Annotated in this window: 17 protein-coding genes; 10 read left to right on the plus strand and 7 right to left on the minus strand. The window is 67.9% G+C overall.

Annotated features, from left to right (window positions below):
- Window positions 1-83 precede the first annotated feature (83 nt).
- Window positions 84-1082 (plus strand): sigma-70 family RNA polymerase sigma factor, encoded by a 999-nt coding sequence (locus AB0M45_RS31590; protein WP_364336701.1) that lies wholly within the window; start codon window positions 84-86, stop codon window positions 1080-1082.
- Between the two features lie 344 nt (window positions 1083-1426).
- Here AB0M45_RS31590 and AB0M45_RS31595 read toward each other — a convergent pair whose 3' ends face one another.
- The 3 genes from AB0M45_RS31595 to AB0M45_RS31605 all read right to left on the minus strand — a co-directional run bounded on the left by AB0M45_RS31595 (window position 1427) and on the right by AB0M45_RS31605 (window position 4658).
- Entirely contained in the window at window positions 1427-1948 is a 522-nt protein-coding gene (locus AB0M45_RS31595; protein WP_364336703.1) for a hypothetical protein, read from the minus strand.
- 54 nt (window positions 1949-2002) lie between these two features.
- On the minus strand, window positions 2003-3550 hold the full coding sequence (locus AB0M45_RS31600) for an acyl-CoA synthetase (protein WP_364336705.1): 1548 nt from the start codon (window positions 3548-3550) through the stop codon (window positions 2003-2005).
- Between the two features lie 73 nt (window positions 3551-3623).
- Window positions 3624-4658 carry an LLM class F420-dependent oxidoreductase gene (locus AB0M45_RS31605; protein WP_364336707.1) on the minus strand — a complete coding sequence of 345 codons (1035 nt, stop codon included), beginning with the start codon at window positions 4656-4658 and terminating at the stop codon, window positions 3624-3626.
- Window positions 4659-4937: 279 nt separating this feature from the next.
- On the opposite strand from AB0M45_RS31605, the gene AB0M45_RS31610 reads away from it, so the two are divergent.
- The 5 genes from AB0M45_RS31610 to AB0M45_RS31630 are packed head-to-tail and all read left to right on the plus strand — an operon-like array spanning window position 4938 to window position 9401.
- On the plus strand, window positions 4938-5867 hold the full coding sequence (locus AB0M45_RS31610) for an OB-fold domain-containing protein (protein WP_364336734.1): 930 nt from the start codon (window positions 4938-4940) through the stop codon (window positions 5865-5867).
- A 12-nt stretch (window positions 5868-5879) separates the two neighbouring features.
- On the plus strand, window positions 5880-6920 hold the full coding sequence (locus tag AB0M45_RS31615) for a thiolase domain-containing protein (protein ID WP_364336709.1): 1041 nt from the start codon (window positions 5880-5882) through the stop codon (window positions 6918-6920).
- Complete coding sequence (locus tag AB0M45_RS31620) at window positions 6917-8083, plus strand: thiolase domain-containing protein (protein WP_364336711.1); 1167 nt, start codon at window positions 6917-6919, stop codon at window positions 8081-8083. Before AB0M45_RS31615 ends, AB0M45_RS31620 begins: the two co-directional genes overlap by 4 nt.
- 5 nt (window positions 8084-8088) lie before the next feature.
- Window positions 8089-8991 carry a TIGR03619 family F420-dependent LLM class oxidoreductase gene (locus AB0M45_RS31625; RefSeq protein WP_364336736.1) on the plus strand — a complete coding sequence of 301 codons (903 nt, stop codon included), beginning with the start codon at window positions 8089-8091 and terminating at the stop codon, window positions 8989-8991.
- Window positions 8988-9401, plus strand: a complete 414-nt coding sequence (locus AB0M45_RS31630) for a nuclear transport factor 2 family protein (RefSeq protein WP_364336713.1) — start codon at window positions 8988-8990, stop codon at window positions 9399-9401. The genes AB0M45_RS31625 and AB0M45_RS31630 overlap by 4 nt, the downstream gene beginning before the upstream one ends.
- A gap of 58 nt (window positions 9402-9459) precedes the next feature.
- Here the strand turns inward: AB0M45_RS31630 and AB0M45_RS31635 are convergent, their stop codons facing one another.
- Window positions 9460-10761, minus strand: a complete 1302-nt coding sequence (locus AB0M45_RS31635) for a cytochrome P450 (protein ID WP_364336715.1) — start codon at window positions 10759-10761, stop codon at window positions 9460-9462.
- A gap of 101 nt (window positions 10762-10862) precedes the next feature.
- Here AB0M45_RS31635 and AB0M45_RS31640 point away from each other — a divergent pair, with 101 nt between their 5' ends.
- Both AB0M45_RS31640 and AB0M45_RS31645 read left to right on the plus strand, forming a co-directional pair.
- Window positions 10863-12026, plus strand: coding sequence for a steroid 3-ketoacyl-CoA thiolase (locus AB0M45_RS31640; protein WP_364336717.1), 1164 nt, complete (start codon window positions 10863-10865; stop codon window positions 12024-12026).
- Between the two features lie 360 nt (window positions 12027-12386).
- The gene (locus AB0M45_RS31645) at window positions 12387-12803 is read left to right on the plus strand and encodes a helix-turn-helix domain-containing protein (protein ID WP_011207048.1); all 417 of its coding nucleotides are present in this window, start codon (window positions 12387-12389) and stop codon (window positions 12801-12803) included.
- Window positions 12804-13096: 293 nt separating this feature from the next.
- Here AB0M45_RS31645 and AB0M45_RS31650 read toward each other — a convergent pair whose 3' ends face one another.
- The 3 genes from AB0M45_RS31650 to AB0M45_RS31660 form a co-directional block, all read right to left on the minus strand.
- Complete coding sequence (locus AB0M45_RS31650; protein WP_364336720.1) at window positions 13097-14779, minus strand: hypothetical protein; 1683 nt, start codon at window positions 14777-14779, stop codon at window positions 13097-13099.
- Between the two features lie 134 nt (window positions 14780-14913).
- On the minus strand, window positions 14914-15825 hold the full coding sequence (locus AB0M45_RS31655; protein WP_364336722.1) for an SDR family oxidoreductase: 912 nt from the start codon (window positions 15823-15825) through the stop codon (window positions 14914-14916).
- Window positions 15826-15866: 41 nt separating this feature from the next.
- Entirely contained in the window at window positions 15867-16649 is a 783-nt protein-coding gene (locus AB0M45_RS31660; protein WP_364336724.1) for an SDR family oxidoreductase, read from the minus strand.
- Window positions 16650-16711: 62 nt separating this feature from the next.
- Between AB0M45_RS31660 and AB0M45_RS31665 the strand changes: the two genes are divergently transcribed.
- Entirely contained in the window at window positions 16712-17476 is a 765-nt protein-coding gene (locus AB0M45_RS31665; protein ID WP_364336726.1) for an enoyl-CoA hydratase family protein, read from the plus strand.
- A gap of 49 nt (window positions 17477-17525) precedes the next feature.
- Entirely contained in the window at window positions 17526-18407 is an 882-nt protein-coding gene (locus tag AB0M45_RS31670) for a CoA-transferase (RefSeq protein ID WP_364336728.1), read from the plus strand.
- The last annotated feature ends 85 nt before the right edge of the window (window positions 18408-18492 follow it).

The following is an 18492-nucleotide window of genomic DNA, read 5'->3' on the forward strand; positions in this document are numbered from 1 at the left end:
ACAGGTTTAATGATCTTGATCGGTGCTGGCTCTCGGAGCTCGAGGCCTGTTCTGTGTCGGTGGCCTGTGGCAGGGTGGCACCCATGAACGACTCGCCCGGCTCCTCCGCGGGCCTCGCTCCCGACGTGCTCGCCTCGTTCGAGACCCATCGCAGAGAGCTGTGCGCGTACGCCTACCGCATGCTCGGCTCCTCCTTCGAAGCGGAGGACGCGGTGCAGGAGACCTTCACCCGCGCGTGGAAGTCCTACGCCTCGTTCGAGGGTCGGGCCAGCCTCCGATCCTGGCTGTACAAGATCACCACGAACGTCTGCCTCGACATGCTCGACGGCCCGCAGCGCAGAGCTCGGCCCATGGATCTGTCCGGCCCGTCGCGGCCGGATTCGCCCCTCCCCGCGCCCCAGCCGGATTACGTCTGGATCGAGCCGATCCCCAACGCGCTCGCCTTCGGCGCCGATCCGGCCGAGCACGCCAGCGCCAAGGACACCCTGCGCCTGGCCTTCGTCGCCGCCTGCCAGCACCTGCCCGCCACCCAGCGCGCCATCCTGATCATGCGCGAGGTACTGCGGTTCTCCGCCAGCGAGACCGCAGACGCGCTCACCATGTCACCCGCGTCGGTGAACAGCGCCCTGCAGCGGGCGCGGGCCACCATGTCCAAGGTCCAGCCGACGACCACCGACACCTACGACGAGACCGATGAGGACCAGCGCAGACTGGTGGACAACTTCGTCAAGGCGTTCGAGGCCTACGACATGGACACGCTCACCTCCCTGCTGAAAGAGGATGTGGCGCTGTCGATGCCGCCGATCGAGCTGTGGATCTCCGGCCCGGAGAACGTGGCCGCGTTCATGCTGAGTACCGGAAGCGCCTGCCGCGACTCGCGACTGGTCCGGTTGGAGGGCGCCAACGGCCTGCCCGCGTTCGGCCACTACAAGCCGGGCGCCGAGCCGGGCGTGTGGGTGCCGTGGTCGATCACGGTGCTGGAACTCGACGGCGACACCATCGCCGGTCTGAACTTCTTCCTCGACACGGAGAAGCTCTTCCCACTCTTCGGCCTCGCCCCGGAACTCCGCGAACTGGCCTAACCCGGATGCGTCCTTCGCGGTAATCGCCAAGGGCGGCGTCATCGACCGGTGCCAGGGACGCGAACGCTCCGGCCTTGTTCAGGGGCCGGGGCGCGGTTGGCGTTTCAGCACGTCACCACTTCGAACTGCGTCGCGTAGTGGATACAGTGCCGTTTGCCTCGCCGATAGTGCCGACAGCCTGTTCGCGCGCCTCGGCGGTCCGAGTCGGCAGACTAGCCCGAAAACCTCGGGCCAGCATGACAAGAGAGCCTACGTTTTCCACGGCACGGTGACTTTGGCCGCGCTTCGGCTGTGGCTCCGTTCGTGACCTCTCAGCATCCTCGCGTGGCTATCTGCCGATCGACTCAGTCGTCGGCCGCGACGAGGAGTGTGATCCGTCCAGCAGAGCGGTCGATGAGCACGAACTCGTGGAAGTACTCGTGCACACGTCCCCAGTCGTGGATGGCCTCGTCCCCCAGCCCGCTCAAATAGTAGATGTGGTCAGCTGCGGTCAAGCGGTTGAACACCTCCCGATGCAGATCTGCCTCCAGCTCGGCAGGCATCTCCTCGAACAGGTCCATCCAGTCCCGGAGGATCTCCGCGCTCTTCTCCCGGCTGATGGCTTCGTAGACATCGGGAGTGACCAGCCTCAGCCAATACGGGCCGTGCCTGAGTCCCTCTGGCAGTACTCCACCGCCAGCATAATCGTCCCGGAACTGTTCATGTCCGATGAGTGCCGCGAGCAGTTCCCTATCACCGACGGACTCCGGGGGGAGTCGCAGATGCTTGACGTCTACCCAACTGAAGCCGTGCGCCCTTGAATCCCGCCACTTGTAGTCCCGGAAATTGATGAAGGCACTGGCTTCGTGTGCGAGCGTGTTCCCCATGGCACCACAGCTCAGGAGTCACACAGCATGTCCTGCGGACCCATCGGACAGGCCCTAGGCCGAGATGTAGCGGTCGCGGAGCTTACGCTTGTAGAGCTTGCCGTTCGGGTCGCGCGGGAGTTCGGGGAGGTAGTCGATCGACTTGGGTGTTTTGTACTTCGCCAATTGCGTTGCGGCGAAGGCGAGCAGCTCGGCGGTGAGCTCGTCGTCGCCCTCGGCCCCCTCGGCGGGCTGCACGACCGCCTTGACTTCCTGACCCCAATCCGGGTGCGGGATACCGAAAACCGCCACGTCGGCGACCTTCGGGTGGGTGATCAGGACGTTCTCGACCTCGGCGGGATAGATGTTCACGCCGCCGGACAGGATCAGGTCCGAGCGCCGGTCGTGCAGGTAGAGGTAGCCGTCCTCGTCGAGATGGCCGATGTCGCCGACGGTGAACAGATCGCCGACGCGCGAGTCCTCGGTCTTGGCCTTGTCGTGGTGGTACTCGAAACTCGAAGCGCCCATGCGCATGTAGACCAGGCCGGGTTCGCCGACCGGGACCTCGGAGCCGTCTTCTTCGCTGAGCACCTTGATCACCGACCACGGCCACGCCTTGCCCACCGACCCCGGCTTGCGCAACCATTCGGCGCCGTTGATCACCGTCCCGCCACCCTCGGTGGCCGCGTAGTACTCGGTGACCGTCGGTCCCCACCACTCGAGCATCTGCCGCTTGGTCTCCTGCGGGCAGGGAGCGGCGCCGTGCACCATGCTGCGAAGCGAGGAGACGTCGTACTTGGCGCGCACCTCCTCCGGCAGCGCGAGCAGGCGGTGGAACTGAGTGGGCACCATGTGGCTGTGCGTAACCCGGTACTTGTCGATCAGCCGCAGCATTTCCTCCGCGTCCCAGCGGTCCATCAGAACGAGCTTGTGGCCGAGCTGGATCGAGATGGTTGCGAAGTTCAGCACCGCCGTGTGATACAGCGGCGAGCCGCAGATATGCACGTGATCGTCGTATGGGGCGAGGTCGAAGAGACCGAAGAACGCGGTGGTGTGCGGGGGAACGACATCCGGGTCGGCGCCGGTGAGCGGGCGCCGGACTCCCTTGGGCCGTCCCGTGGTTCCCGACGTGTAGAGCATCGGCGCGCCCGTGCTGCGATCGGACGGACGCCCGGTGTCCGCGGCGCCGAGCCAGGCCACCGACTTGAAACCGTCGATCTCGCCCACCGCGAACCGGGCCGTCGCGGGCAATCCCGCCTCGTCGGCCGCGGCCTTCGCGGCGGCGGCGAAACGCTCGCTGGCGATGAACGCCTTCGCCTCGCTGTCGCCCAGGATGTAGGCCACCTCCGGGCCGGTGAGGTGCCAGTTCACCGCGACGATGTACAACCCGGACTGGTAAGCCGCGAAGTAGGCGGCGATCGCCTCCACACAGTTGTGCACCATGCTGACCAGCACGTCACCGGTGTCGAGGCCGAGCGCCCGCAGGCCGGTGGCGTAACGATTGGCGAGCGTTGCCAATTCGCGATACGTCACCTCCCGGCCCGACGGATCGACCATCGCGATCCGATCAGGTTCGGCTTCGGCGATGTTCCACAGACCGATAATTTTCACCGACTCTTGCATGGGGGGACGGTGAGGAGGCGGAGCCGACGGGGCGGGTGAGGCAGTCACCCCATTGAATTTAGAACGTGTTCTACTATTCGACAAGAGGTGCCAACCGACGCAATTGCGCGATATCGGGAACCGACACCAGCATCATGGTGACGCCGGCGGCTTCCCACACCTTCAGTTGTTCACGGACATGCTCCGCGTCGCCGATGATCGCGGTGTCCAGAATCAGCTCGTCCGGCACCGCCGCCGCGGCCTCGGCCTTCTTGCCCGCCTGGAACAGCTGTCCGATCTCGTCGACCTCGCGGCCATAGCCCATCCGCCGGTACACCTGGGCGTGGAAGTTCAGCTCCGGCGCGCCCATACCGCCGATGTAGAGCGCCATGATCCAGCGCATCCGCTCCAGCTCGCCGGCCGGATCGTCGGTGATCACCACCTGACAACTCGCGGCAATCTCGAAATCGTCCCTACTGCGCCGCGCACCCGCCCGGGCGAAGCCCTCGTCGAGCCACTCGTTGTACATCCCGGACAGCCGGGGCGCGTAGTAGATCGCCAGCCAGCCGTCGGCGATCTCGGCGGTGAGCGCCACGTTCTTCGGCCCCTCCGCGCCCAGCCAGATCGGCAAATCCGCACGTAGCGGATGCACGATCGGCTTGAGCGGCTTGCCGAGCCCGAGCGAACCCGGCCCGGTGTAGGGCAGCGGGTAGTGCGGGCCGTCGTTGGTGACCGGCGCCTCGCGGGCCAGCACCTTGCGCACGATGTCGACGTATTCCCTGGTGCGCTGCAACGGCTTGGCGAACGGCTGGCCGTACCAGCCCTCCACCACCTGGGGCCCGGAAACGCCGAGGCCGAGAATCGCGCGGCCGCCACTGAGGTGATCCAGCGTGAGGGCGTGCATGGCGGTAGCGGCGGGCGCGCGTGCCGACATCTGCACCACCGAGGTCCCGAGGCGCACCCGTCGCGTCGAGGAGCCCCACCAGGTGAGCGGGCCGAAGGCGTCCGACCCCCAGGACTCGGCGGCGAACACGGCGTCGAACCCGGCTTCCTCGGCCGCCACCACCAGTTCCCCCGCGTTCGCGGGCGGCTGGGCCATCCAGTACCCGAGTTGCAATCCGAACTTCACGCCGGACCCCTTTCCGATCGACTGCGTTTCCATCGGCGGCGCCAGCGGGCCCTCCCGGCCCACCACTCACACCGCCGCTTGCCACCAGAGTTAGAACCTGTTCTACTCGATATCGTGACTCAGGGGAATACTGCATCCACGGCAATCGCTGATGGGAGCGGCACGGGATTGGACACTGCGGCGCGAGCGACGGGCCCGGAGACGGCAGCGGAGCGTAACCACGCAGGGCCCCGGGAGCGCCGCCAATCGGACCCAGCGCCCGACGTACTCAGCGCGCCCCTGCGGGTGCGTTTCGATTACACCCGCTCCGTCGGAACCACCATCGGGACGTTTTTGACCAACCTGCGCGACCGCAAGATCGTCGGCGTGCGCGGCTCCGACGGCCGGGTGATAGTGCCGCCGCCGGAATACGACCCGATTACCGCCGAACCGCTGACCGCATTCGTCGAGGTCGCCGATACCGGCACCGTCGAATCGTGGACCTGGGTACGCGACCCGCTGCCCGGCCAGCCTTTCGACCGCCCGTTCGCCTGGGCGTTGATCCGGCTCGACGGCGCGGACACCGCGTTGCTGCACGCGGTCGACGTCGCCGCACCGGAGGACATGCACACCGGCCTGCGGGTGACCGCCCGGTGGGCGGCACAGACCGAGGGCAGCATTCGCGACATCGTGTGCTTCGAGCCCGGCGAGCAGTCCGGCGCACCTGCCGAATCCGCCCCAGCGGCCGAGCCGGTCACCGTGATCACCACTCCGGTCGACCTGTCCTACAAGCACACCGCCTCCCCGCAGGAGACCGTATACCTGCGCGGACTCGCCGAGGGCAAGCTGATCGGCGCGCGCACCGACGCCGCGGGCAAGGTGTACTTCCCGCCGCGCGGCGCGAACCCGACCGACGGCAGGCCGACCAACGACTTCATCGAGCTGCCCGACCGCGGGACGGTGACCACCTTCTGCATCGTCAACGTGCCGTTCCTCGGGCAGCGGATCAAGCCCCCGTACGTCGCGGCGTACGTGCTGCTGGACGGCGCGGACATCCCGGTGCTGCACCTCGTGCTCGGATGCGACGCCAGCGAAGTGCGCATGGGCATGCGGGTCGAGGCGGTGTGGAAGCCACGCGAGGAGTGGGGCTACGGCCTGGAGAACGTGGATCACTTCCGTCCCACCGGCGAGCCGGACGCCGACTACGAGACCTACTCCCATCACCTCTGAGAGAGGCGCACGTTGACTGACAACGCCACCGACATCGCGGTCGTGGGTTTCGCCCACGCACCGCACGTGCCGGAGACCTTCGGCACCACCAACGGCGTCGAAATGCTGGTGCCCTGCTTCCAGCAGCTCTACGACCGACTCGGCATCACCAAGTCCGATATCGATTTCTGGTGCTCTGGCTCCTCCGATTACCTTGCCGGCCGCGCGTTTTCGTTCATCTCGGCGGTCGACGCGATCGGCGCGGTGCCGCCGATCAACGAATCGCACGTGGAGATGGACGCCGCCTGGGCGCTGTACGAGGCGTGGGTGAAACTGCGCTCGGGGCAGGCGAACACCGCGCTGGTGTACGGCTTCGGCAAGTCCTCCGCGGGCACGCTGCGCCAGGTGCTCACCATGCAGCTGGACCCGTACCTGGTCGCGCCACTGTGGCCGGACGCGCTGTCCATCGCCGGGTTGCAGGCGCGCGCCGGGCTCGATGCCGGCCGCTGGACCGAGCGCGACATGGCGGCTGTGGCCGCGGGCGAATCCGGTGACGTCGACAGCCTGCTGGACAACCCGTACGTCGCCGATCCGCTGCGCGCACACGATGTCGCGCCGATCACCGACGGGGCCGCCGCGATCGTGCTCGCGGTCGGTGATCGCGCCCGCGAACTGTGCGAGCGTCCCGCCTGGATCACCGGCATGGCGCACCGGGTGGACACCCCGGTCCTCGGTGCACGCGACCTCGCCGTCTCCCCGTCGACGTCGGCCGCCGCCCAGGCCGTCACCTGCGGCGACACCAGCGGTTTCGACATCGCGGAACTGCACGCGCCGTTCAGTCATCAGCAGTTGATCCTCACCGAGGCCATCGGCCTGCGGAACGGCACCGTGATCAACCCGTCCGGCGGCGCGCTCGCGGCCAACCCGATGTTCGCCGCGGGCCTCGAGCGCATCGGCTTCGCGGCCGAGGCGATCATGGCGGGCTCGGCGAATCGCGCCCTTGCCCACGCCACCAGCGGGCCCGCCCTTCAGCAGAATCTTGTGACCGTCTTGGAACGGGAGGCGACCCGATGACATTTCCCGCCGCGGTGCTCGGCACCGGACAAACACATCACGTGACGAAACGCACCGATGTGTCGATGGCGGGCATGTGCCGCGAGGCCATCGACCGCGCCCTCACCGACGCCGGGCTGACCATCGCCGATATCGACGCGGTCGTGGTCGGCAAGGCACCAGACCTGTTCGAGGGCGTCATGATGCCCGAGCTGTATATGGCCGACGCCTTGGGCGCCACCGGGAAACCGCTGCTGCGCGTGCACACCGCCGGGTCGGTCGGCGGGTCCACCGGCATCGTCGCGGCCAACCTGGTGCAGGCGGGCGTGCACAAGCGCGTGCTCGCGGTGGCATGGGAGAAGCAGTCGGAGTCGAATGCCATGTGGGCGTTGTCGATTCCGGTGCCGTTCACCATGCCCGTGGGCGCGGGCGCGGGCGGGTACTTCGCACCGCACGTGCGCTCCTACATCCGGCGCTCCAACGCGCCGGGCCACGTCGGCGCGATGGTCGCGGTGAAAGATCGCCGCAACGGCGCCAAGAACCCGCTCGCCCATCTGAAGCAGCCAGACATCACGCTGGAATCGGTGCTCGCCTCGCAGATGCTCTGGGACCCGATCCGCTTCGACGAGACCTGCCCCTCCTCCGACGGCGCGTGCGCGATCGTGCTCGGCGATGCCGACGCTGCCGCCGCCGTCGAGGCCACCGGCCGGAAGGTCGGCTGGGTACATGCCACCGCGATGCGCACCGAGCCGACCACCTATGCCGGACGAGACCAGGTCAATCCCCAGGCCGGACGGGACGCGGCCGCGGCGCTGTGGGAGGCGGCAGGGATCACCAACCCGCTCGAGGAGATCGACGTGGCCGAGATCTACGTGCCGTTCTCCTGGTTCGAGCCGATGTGGCTGGAAAACCTCGGCTTCGTGCCCCCGGGCGACGGCTGGAAGCTCACCGACAAAGGTGAGACCGAAATCGGCGGTACCCTGCCGGTCAACCCGTCCGGCGGCGTGCTGTCCTCCAACCCGATCGGTGCGTCCGGCCTCATCCGGTTCGCCGAGGCGGCCAAGCAGGTCATGGGGCGGGCCGGGGACTATCAGGTCGAGGGTGCGCGCAAGGCGCTCGGCCATGCGTACGGCGGCGGGTCGCAGTACTTCTCGATGTGGGTGGTCGGATCGGAGCCCCGGTGACTGCCATGAAGTTCACCCTCGGCATCGCGCTGAGTCCACTGGACCAGCTGCCCGGCCTTGCGAAAACAGCTGAGGAATGCGGCTTCTCGTCGATCGCGCTGCCGGACTCGCTGTTCTACATGAAGTCGGCGGCGGCGAAATACCCGTACACGCCCGATGGCAGCAGATTCTGGGGACCGGACACACCGTGGGTCGACCCGCTCATCGGCGCGACGGCCATTGCGGCCGTCACCAGCCGCATCCGCTTCTACACGAACGTGCTGAAGCTGGGTTCACGCAACCCGCTGCTGCTGGCCAGGCAGGTCGGCTCGGTGGCCAACCTGTCCGGCAACCGCTTCGGCTTCGGCGTCGGGATCGGTTGGGCGCCGGAGGAATTCGAGTGGTGCGGGGTGCCGTTCGCGCGCCGCGGCGCCCGGGTGGACGAGATGATCGAAGTCATCAAGCTGGTACTGGGCGGAGGGATGGTCGAGTACCACGGCGAGTTCTTCGACTTCGATCCGTTGCAGATGAGCCCCGCGCCGAGCGAGCCGGTGCCCTTCTATATCGGCGGGCACACCGACGCGGCGCTGCGGCGCGCCGCACGGGTGGGCGACGGCTGGACCTCGGCCATGATGACCTACGACGAGCTGCGGCGCACGATCGGAAGGCTCGGCGTGCTGCGCGCCGAGTTCGGCAGGACCGGCGAACCGTTCGAGATCCAAGCGGTGTGCGTCGACCGCTTCGGCCGGTCCGGATATCAGGACCTCGCCGACGCGGGCGTCACCGACGCGATCGTGGTGCCCTGGCTGGCCGACGGCATCGGCTTCGACGGCGAACTCGCCGCCAAGCAGGATTCACTGCGCAAGTTCGCACAGCAGAACATCGCCGAACCCATCGTGGCCGCGCAGCGAGGAAAGGACACGCCATGACCGACGAGCACCCAGCGAGGGCTGCGGGCCTCGCCTCGCAGGCCGCGGTTCGAGCGCGGGACAAGCAGGCATGGGTCGCCCTGTTCGCCGAGGACGGCATCGTGGAAGACCCGATCGGCCCGTCCGGGTTCGACCCCGACGGCAAGGGACACCGCGGCAAGGAGGCCATCGCCGCATTCTGGGACAAGGCGATCGCCAAGACCGACCTGATCGAGTTCCTGTTCGGCGACTCGTTCGCTTGCGGCAATGAAGCCGCCTTCACCGGCACCATCCGCAGCACGATCGGCGGTCACCGGATCGATGCCGACGGCGTCTTCACCTACCGGGTGAACGACGACGGGAAGATCGCGGCCCTGCGCGCGTTCTGGGAGGTCGACCGCGCCATGGCGACCGCGCGACCGGTCGACTGAACGCGTTCCAGACGATAGGGGCCCTCGCACCACCCGGCGCGAGGGCCCCTTGTCGATCTCAGTGCGCGACCGGGCAAGTCTTGTAGTCGACCGGGAGTTCCTTGATCCCATTGAGCCAGCCCGAGCGCAGCCGCTTCGCGCCGGCGACCTTGGTGATGTCGGGCAGGTGATCGGCGATGGCGTTGAAGATCAGGTCGATCTCCAGCCGGGCCAGGTTCGCCCCGATGCAGAAGTGCGCGCCGGTGCCGCCGAAGGCCAGGTGCGGGTTGTCCTTGCGCATGATGTCGAACTTCTCCGGGCGATCGAAGACGTCCTCGTCGAAGTTGGCCGAGCGGTACAGCATGACCACGCGCTGGCCCTTCTTGATCCGCACGCCGCCCAGTTCGGTGTCCTCCAGCGCGGTCCGCTGGAACGAGGTGACCGGGGTTGCCCAGCGGATGATCTCGTCGGCGGCCGTGGCGGGCCGTTCCTTCTTGAACAGCTCCCACTGGTCCGGGTTCTCCAGGAACGCCATCATGCCGTGCGAGATGGCGTTGCGGGTGGTCTCGTTGCCCGCCACCGCGAGCATGATCACGAAGAAGCCGAACTCCTCCTCGGTGAGCTTGTCACCGTCGATGTCGGCCTCGATCAGCGTGGTCACGATGTCGTCGGCCGGGCACTGCTTGCGGGAGGCCGCCATCTGGTAGGCGTAACCCAGGATCTCGGCGGAGGCCGCGACCGGGTCGGCGGTGCTCTCCGGGTCGTCGTAGCCGGTCATGTCGTTGGACCAGGTGAAGACCTTCATCCGGTCCTCCTGCGGAACGCCGATCAGCTCGGCGATGGCCTGCAGCGGCAGTTCGCACGCGACCTGGGTGACGAAATCGCCGGAGCCCGCCTCGGCTGCCGCCTTCACGATCGACTCGGCGCGGGCCGACAGCTCGGCGCGCAGACCGTTGATGGCGCGCGGCGTGAACCCACGCGCGATGATCTTGCGCAGTTTGGTGTGCTCGGGCGCGTCCATGTTCAGCAGGACGATGCGTTGCAGCTCGATCTGCTCGCGGGCGATGTCGTCGTTGAACCGCGGGATGGCGGTGTTCTCGTAACTGGAGAACACATCGCTGCGCCGCGAGACTTCCTTGACGTCGGCGTGCTTGCTGACCACCCAGAAGCCGTCGTCGTGGAAGCCGCTGACGTCGGGCGACTGGGGATTCCACCAGATCGGCGCGGTCCGGCGCAGTTCGGCGAACTCTTCGACCGGAACACGCTCGGCGTAGATGTCCGGGTCCGTGACGTCGAACCCGTCCGGGAGCTTCGGCCGGGCATTCCGAGTGTCTACCACCAGATGTCTCCTTCGACAAACTGAAACACGTTCTATAATCATTGAAGCACAGGCGCGAGAACTAGGAAAGAAACCGGACAGATCCGCCCCTGGCAAGTGCTATGAACGCGTTTCAGTTTTCTGTCCCAAAGGAAAGGTTGGACATGGGCACACCCGTGATCGTCGAGGCCGCACGCACCCCGATCGGCAAGCGCGGCGGCTGGCTGTCGGGCCTGCACGCGGCCGAACTGCTCGGCCTGACCCAACGCGGACTGCTCGAGCGAGCCCATCTGGACCCCGCGCAGGTCGAGCAGGTCATCGGCGGATGTGTCACCCAGGCGGGCGAGCAGTCCAACAACGTCACCAGGGTCGCCTGGCTGCACGCCGGCCTGCCGTGGCAGGTCGGCGCCACCACCATCGACACGCAGTGCGGATCGGCTCAGCAGGCCAACCACCTGATCGCGGGGTTGATCGCCGCCGACGCGATCGAGGTCGGCATGGCCTGTGGCGTGGAGGCGATGAGCCGGGTTCCATTGGGCGCCAACGTCGGCGAGCACGCCGGACCGCGCAGGCCCGCGTCGTGGAGCATCGACCTGCCCAATCAGTTCGATGCGGCGGAGCGAATCGCCAAGCGACGCGGCATCTCTCGCGCCGACGTGGACCAGTTCGGGGCGCGCTCACAGCGCCTGGCGGCGCAGGCATGGGCCGAAGGGCGATTCGAGCGCGAGGTGCTCACCGTCACCGCTCCCGCGGTCGACAAGGAAGGCAACCTGACCGGCGAAAAGCTTGATGTGACACGGGATCAGGGCCTGCGCGAGACCACCGTCGAGGGCCTGGCCAAGTTGAAGCCCGTACTGGAGGGCGGCGTGCACACCGCTGGATCGTCCTCGCAGATCTCCGACGGCGCCGCCGCGGTACTGCTGATGGACGAAAAGGCCGCACGGCGAGCCGGTTTGCGGCCGCGCGCGCGGATCATCACGCAGGCGGTGGTCGGGGCCGAGCCCGAATTCCACCTCGACGGCCCGGTACAGGCGTGCAGCCGGTTACTGGAACGGTCCGGCATGAATATCGGCGACATCGACCTTTTCGAGATCAACGAGGCATTCGCGTCGGTCGCACTTTCGTGGGCGTCGGTCCATCAGCCGGACATGGATTGGGTTAATGTCAACGGCGGCGCCATCGCGCTCGGACATCCCGTCGGCTCCACCGGATCACGTCTTCTCACAACGGCTTTGCACGAACTGGAGCGCAGCGACCGCAGCACGGCGATGGTTCTCATGTGCGCCGGTGGCGCACTCGCGACAGGCACTATCATCGAACGTTTGTGAAGTTTCAACTATTTCGGCCCCTAGGTTGAACGTTCATCCCCTAGGGGCCGAAACGTGTCGTACGCCACACAAACCCCCATACCGCCCGGTCGATGAGACGTCAGCTATCTTGCGGCTATCAAGACCCCCTGTCGCGAGACCGCAACGACGGGCCAGAACCGGGTCGTACCCCGGGTTCTCGAGAGCCGTTGGGGTGACCCGCAAACGCAACCGTCCCAGTGCCTTCGCCGCGATCCGACCTAGAAGCTTCAAGGAAATCCGGAATCAGGCGTAGGTTTTCAGTTACTGAGCCGCTAATATCAATGATACGTATCCGAGATAACGACTGTTAGTACAGCGAAGGGAATTGGGCGGCTCACAATGGCTGATTTCGCGGCGCGGCTGAACAAGCTGTTCGAAACCGTGCATCCCCCGGGGCGTAAGCCGCACACCAACGCGGAGGTTGCGGCGGCGCTGACGGCCTCCGGACATCCGATCTCGAAACCGTACCTGTCGCAGTTGCGGTCGGGACAACGGACGAACCCGTCCGATGAGACGGTGGCCGCCCTGGCGAAGTTCTTCAAGGTCAAGCCGGACTACTTCTTCAACGACATCTATGCCGCCAAGATCGATCACGATCTGGAGCTGCTGTCCCAGCTGCAGGGCTACGGACTGCGACGGCTGTCGAGTAGGGCGTTCGACTTGTCCGAAGAATCACAGAACCTGCTCACGTCCATGGCGGAGAAGTTGCGGGCCAGCGAAGGCTTGCCCGAAATTCCTCCAGACGGCACCGAATAGGTTCTCATGCACGGCAACACAGTGCGGCCCACCGGGTCGCACTGTGTCGCGTTATGCACGTGCAAGCGCACGTGCAGCACACAATCGGCGCCGCGGTCGTGCCCGAAGAAATAAGGGCACGACCGCGCTCCGGTATGCGATGTCGTCCGGATCAGCGGTGTGGATAACGGTTTTCGATGCCGTACGACGTTCCTCGTTCGCGCCGAACCGGATTCCCCTCCGTGCCGGTTCGTTCGAATAGCCGACCGGTCGCGCACTATTGCATCGGACCGATCGCCTGCGCGCGAGTGCGCTCAATTTCGAGCGGGCGCGGAAGCCACCGCCGTATAGGCCCTGGCGATGGCCTGGACCCATCCGCGCGGACTAATGCCGTCCGGCGGAGCTATCCACCGGGCGTCCACCACGATTTCCCCCGCCGGATTGCGCGTCCACCGCGCCACCCGGTCGGCCCGCTCCGCCACCGAGGCCGGCGGGGACGCGAGTTCCGCGAGCACGACGCCGCCACCGGACTGCAGATACAGCGCGTCCATGATCTGCGCTACCCGATCGGAAGCCTCGAGCTGCGTGGAAATCCCGGGTGGTTCGTGCGCGACCACCTCGGGGAAACGCCCGACCAGGGTCCGGTGCAGCACGCGGGTCTCGCGGACGCGCGCCCGCACCCACAGTTCCACCACGAGCCACACCGCGCCGAGCGCGACCAGCAGACTCGCGACCTCCCACGCGGGCCACGCCCAGGTCGCATTGCCGGGCGGCACCCGAGGCGTGTGGCGCACCGCGCGCTGGATCTGTCCCGCCGCCAGCACCGCGACCAACGTGGACGGGCGCGATCGCGGTGTTGCCAGCCGACGCGATCGCCGAGCTGACCACGTCGCTCGAGTCGCTGGTGCGGTCGCCCCGGTGTAGATCGCGATGCCGCGACCGAGCGCGGTCCAGTCCAGACTGCGCAAACCGGTGACGACGACGAACACGCAGCCCGCGGCGACGACCATCCAGCCGAAGGTGAACGACCAGACCAGCGTGACGGCGACCGCGACCACGCCGGCACCGTAGATCACCGTCGCGAACTGGCGCAGGTTCCGTCGCGATACCACCGGCCAGGCCGCCGACGCCACCACCGACGTGGCCGCCGCGAACGCGATCCAGCCCGCGGTGACCACACCGTCGGACAGCCAGCCCGCGTGCACGCCACCGGGAGCGAGATGGTCCAGCGCGACCGCGGCGACGCCGGACCCCACGCCCGCGAGGCCGAGCGCGATCAGCGCACCGATCACCAACAGCAGCTCGGGCGCCGGCAGCGCGTCCACGGAGCCGGTCGGGCGGATATCAGAAGTGGACATCGGCGGCTGTACCAGTGGCGGCGGGACCTGGGCGGGCTGCGGCTCGGGCGCAGGTGCGGCCAGGTGCGCAAGCCCCGGCTCGGCGCCGGGGATCGGCGAAATCCCCGGCGGCGCAGGAGAGGACATCGGAGGAATCGTCACCAGGGGAAGCCCAGGTGCGGGCGCGGCAGGAGTCTGCGGGAGTGGAATCAACAACAGCAATAGCGGGCTCGCCGAGCCGAGCGCGGCCGAGCCGGTGCCCAAGACGGCCGAGCCGAGGGCCGCGGAGCCGGTACCCAGCGCGACACCGAGACCAGCCGAACCGGAACCGCGAGCAAGCGCAAGACCCGCTGACCCGGAACCGAGCACAACACCGACACCAGCCGAACCGGTCCCGAGCGCCACTCCCAGCCCGGCAGACCCGGCGGCGGAACCGGAGCCGACCGCCGGATTCATGGGCACCGCGCTGATCTCGGATCGTTCCCCTGGCACCGTCAGCGGATACCAGGTATCACCCTCGCCGTGGGACGGCGGAGCGGGGTCAGCGACGCAAGACGGGCAGGAAGGCTGGGCGTGGGCGTCCACCGGGCCGCTGAGCAGCGCTGAGCCCAAGATGGCTCCGGCTACCGCCAGCACACGGAATGTGCGACCTACGGCCATGCGCGCCGAACCTTCCCTCATCAGTGGAAGCGCAGTTCTCTGCCCCGGTCGCCACTCTCACACGGGACTTTCCAACGGATGGGTGCCCATAGTAAACCCAGCCGCAACTGCGCCCCCGGAAGGGGCTGTGCCGGTCAGGCGCCGTAGACCGGCTCCGGCGGCGCCGCCTTGGCGATCAGATCGGCCACGACGGGTCCGAGTTCGGCCGGATTCCATCGGGCGCCGCGGTCGACGGCGACGCCGTGCCGCCACCCATCGGCCAGCGCCACCTTCCCGCCCTCGACCTCGAACATCCGCCCGGTCACGGCCGCCGACTGCGTGCTGCCCAACCACACGACCAGCGGAGACACATTCTCTGGGGCCATGGCGTCGAAGCCGTTGTCCGGCTTGGCCATCGTCTCCGCGAACACCGTCTCGGTCATCCGGGTGCGTGCGGCCGGGGCGATCGCGTTCACCGTGACGCCGTAGCGGGCGAACTCGGCGGCGGCGGTCAGCGTCAGGCCCGCGATAGCGGCCTTGGCCGCGCCATAGTTGCCTTGCCCCACACTGCCTTGCAGACCCGCGCCGGAGCTGGTGTTGATGATGCGGCCATCGACCGGACGGCCCGCTTTCGTCTCCGCCCGCCAGTACTCGATCGCCTGCCGCATGGTGGCGAAGTGGCCCTTGAGATGCACGCGGATCACCGCGTCCCACTCTTCCTCGCTGAGGTTGACCAGCATCCGGTCGCGCACGAAACCGGCGTTGTTGACCAGCACGTCCAGCTTGCCGAAGGTGTCGACAGCCTGGCGAACGAGCCTGCGGGCGCCTGCCCAGTCCGCGACGTCGTCACCGTTGGCCACGGCCGCACCGCCGAGCGCCTCGATCTCCGCGACCACCTGCTGCGCCGGCGTCTCCGCGGTGGCCGCGCCGTCCAGCGCGGAACCGAGGTCGTTGACCACCACGCGGGCGCCCGCCGCGGCGAAGGCGAGGGCGTGCGCCCGGCCGATGCCCCGGCCCGCTCCGGTGACGATGACGACGCGTCCGGCGCAGATCTGGTCGGTGTCCATGGGTGTCCTCTTCGTGGGGGTCGGGGTTCGGGTCCGGATGTTCAGGACTGTTGCTCCGCGGTGGAGGCGGCGAGGAAGGCGGGTCGCTCGCCTCCGCCGTGCACCAGCAGGGTCGCGCCGCTGACGTAACCGGCCAGCGGCGAGGCGAGGAAGACCGCACAGCGGCCGATGTCTTCGGGGCGGGCCAGGCGACCCAAGGGGATGGTCCGGCCGACCGCGTCTACGCCGTCCTGGTCGCCGTAGTGCAGGTGGCTCAATTCGGTGTGGACCGGCCCGACCACCAGCGAGTTGACCCGCACCTTCGGCGCCCATTCGACGGCGAGCGAGGCGGTGAGGCTGTCCATGCCCGCCTTGGCCGCGCCGTAGGCCGCGGTACCCGGCGACGGACGGTGCCCGCTCACGCTGGAGACGTTCACGATCGAGCCGCCCTCGGGCTGGCGCTGCATCACCGCGTTGGCGGCCTGCGCCACCACCAGCGGCGCGAGCAGGTTCAGTTCGACGATCTTGGCGTGGAAGTTCTTGCCCGCCTCGGCCGCCAGCGCGAAGGGCGCGCCGCCCGCGTTGTTGACCAGATGGTCGAGGCGACCGTGGCGCTCGGTGATCGTCTCGATCAGCGCACCAACGGCGTCCGCGTCCCGGACATCACACGGCAGGTAGTCGATCGCGCGTCCGACGACCTCGACGGGAACGTCGGCGGGCCGCCGCGCACACGCGACAACGGTCGCGCCCGCGGCCAGGAACGCCTTGCTCACGCCCGCGCCGACGCCGCGAACACCGCCCGTCACCAGAACGACGCGTCCGGCGAGATCGATTTCGAGTGCCACCGTGCTAACCTACCAAGCAACTGCTTGCTTTGCCAATGCGTTCACACACGATGGGACTTGCGATGGGGATCAACCGCCACTCCGAATCCGCCGGCATCACCGTGGTCACGGTCGACTACCCGCCGGTCAACGCCATCCCGACCGAGGGCTGGTTCGCCATCGCCGACGAAGTGCGCGCGGCGGGCCGCGATCCGGATACCAGGGTGGTGGTCCTGCGAGCGGAGAACCGCGGTTTCAACGCGGGCGTGGACATCAAGCAGATCCAGAGCAAGGCCGGACACCAGGCGCTGATCGACGCCAACCACGGCTGCTTCGAGGCCTTCGCCGCGGTCTACGAGTGCCAGGTGCCGGTCATCGCGGTGGTGCAGGGCTTCTGCCTGGGCGGGGGCGTCGGATTGGTGGGCAACGCGGACATCGTGATCGCCTCCGACGACGCCACGTTCGGCCTGCCGGAAGTGGACCGCGGCGCGCTCGGCGCGGCGACCCACTTGGCGCGCCTGGTGCCCCAGCACCTGATGCGCGCGCTGTTCTACACCGCGAGCACCGTCACCGCGCAGCAGTTGCACCACCACGGCTCGGTTTACCAGGTGGTACCGCGCGCCGAACTCGACGCGGCGGCCTTGGAATTGGCCAAGAACATCGCGGCCAAGGACGGCCGGGTGATCCGGGCGGCGAAGCGGGCCTTGAACGGCATCGACGTGCAGGACGTACACCGAAGCTACCGGTACGAGCAGGGCTTCACCTTCGAACTCAACCTCGCCGGCGTCGCCGACGAGATCCGCGCCCGGTTCGACGACGATCTCGCGGCGCGCAAGGCCGGACAGTAACACAGCGGTGCGGGTGGCGGGCCGCCCATCGGATAGGGAGCGAAAAGCAATGCGAGACAAGCGGATGTCGCTCGACGAGGTCGTCGGCGAACTGCGCAGCGGGATGACCATCGGCATCGGCGGCTGGGGTTCCCGGCGCAAGCCGATGGCGCTGGTGCGAGCCATCCTGCGGTCGGAGCTGACGGATCTGACCGTGGTCAGCTACGGCGGCCCCGACCTCGGGCTGCTGTGCTCGGCGGGCAAGGTACGCAAGGCGTACTACGGCTTCGTGTCGCTGGATTCGCCGCCGTTCTACGACCCGTGGTTCGCCGCGGCGCGGACCTCCGGCGCGCTGGTCGCCCGCGAGATGGACGAGGGCATGCTCAAGTGCGGCCTGGAGGCGGCCGCGGCGCGGCTGCCGTTCCTGCCGATCCGAGCCGGTCTCGGATCGGACGTCCCGAACTTCTGGGAAGGCGAGCTGAAGACGGTCGAATCGCCTTACCCCGTGGACGGCGGGCCGGAGACGCTGATCGCCATGCCGGCGCTGCGCCTCGACGCGGCGCTGGTGCACCTGAACCTCGGCGACCCGCACGGCAACGCCGCCTACACCGGCGTCGACCCGTATTTCGACGACCTCTTCTGCCTGGCCGCGCAGCGGCGCTACGTCTCGGTGGAACGGGTGGTGGAGACCGACGAACTGGTGAAAACCGTTCCGCCACAGGCGCTGCTGCTCAATCGCATGATGGTCGACGGCGTGGTGGAGGCTCCGGGCGGCGCGCATTTCACCCTCGCCGCGGACAGCTACGGCCGGGACGAGAAGTTCCAGAAGCACTACGTCGAGTCCGCCAAGACGCCGGAAGCGTGGCGGCAGTTCGTCGACACCTATCTGGCCGGGTCCGAGCAGCAGTACCAGGCCGCGGTCCGCCGATTCGCCGAGGAGGTGGCTCTCTAATGCGTTTGTCAAGCAGCGGTGGTGGAGCCGGTGGCGTGGTAGGGCTGGCGGTTGCGGAGTATGGCGTGCAGGACGTTGACGCGTC

Origin of the sequence: Nocardia sp. NPDC051787 (assembly GCF_040681325.1) — a bacterium.
In the GTDB taxonomy this organism is placed as follows: Bacteria; Actinomycetota; Actinomycetes; order Mycobacteriales; family Mycobacteriaceae; genus Nocardia.